This is a genomic window from Aequorivita xiaoshiensis, from assembly GCF_022008395.1.
Taxonomy (GTDB): Bacteria; Bacteroidota; Bacteroidia; order Flavobacteriales; family Flavobacteriaceae; genus Aequorivita; species Aequorivita xiaoshiensis.
In genome coordinates this window covers 1-335 of the sequence record NZ_JAIRBB010000078.1, presented here as the reverse complement: position 1 = coordinate 335, position 335 = coordinate 1, and the positions used below count along the sequence as shown (strand labels likewise).

Annotated in this window: 1 protein-coding gene; it reads left to right on the top strand. The window is 41.8% G+C overall.

The features are described from left to right. A partial coding sequence (locus tag K8344_RS14055) for a DUF7507 domain-containing protein (RefSeq protein WP_237609302.1) occupies positions 1–335 on the top strand: 335 nt, incomplete at both ends.

The window sequence follows — 335 nt, the reverse complement described above, 5'->3', positions numbered from 1 at the left end:
ACGTTACCCTAACAGATGTTATGGTAAGTGATTTAGTTGGTGGCGTTACTGTATCGGGAGGACCAATCACATTGGCACCGGGTGAAGAAGACACTTCTACCTTTACAGCTATCTATACAATTACACAAGCTGATATAGATAATGGAGCATTCACAAATTCAGCAGAAGCACTTGGTACTACGCCAGCCGGTGCACAGGTGACAGACATCTCTAACAATGATGGTTATGTAGGAGATAACCCAACAGTTATCGAACTTTGTCAAAACCCTGCAATTGCAATTGTAAAAACAGGAGTGTTTAATGACGAGAACGGTGATGACTGTTCAGATGTTGAT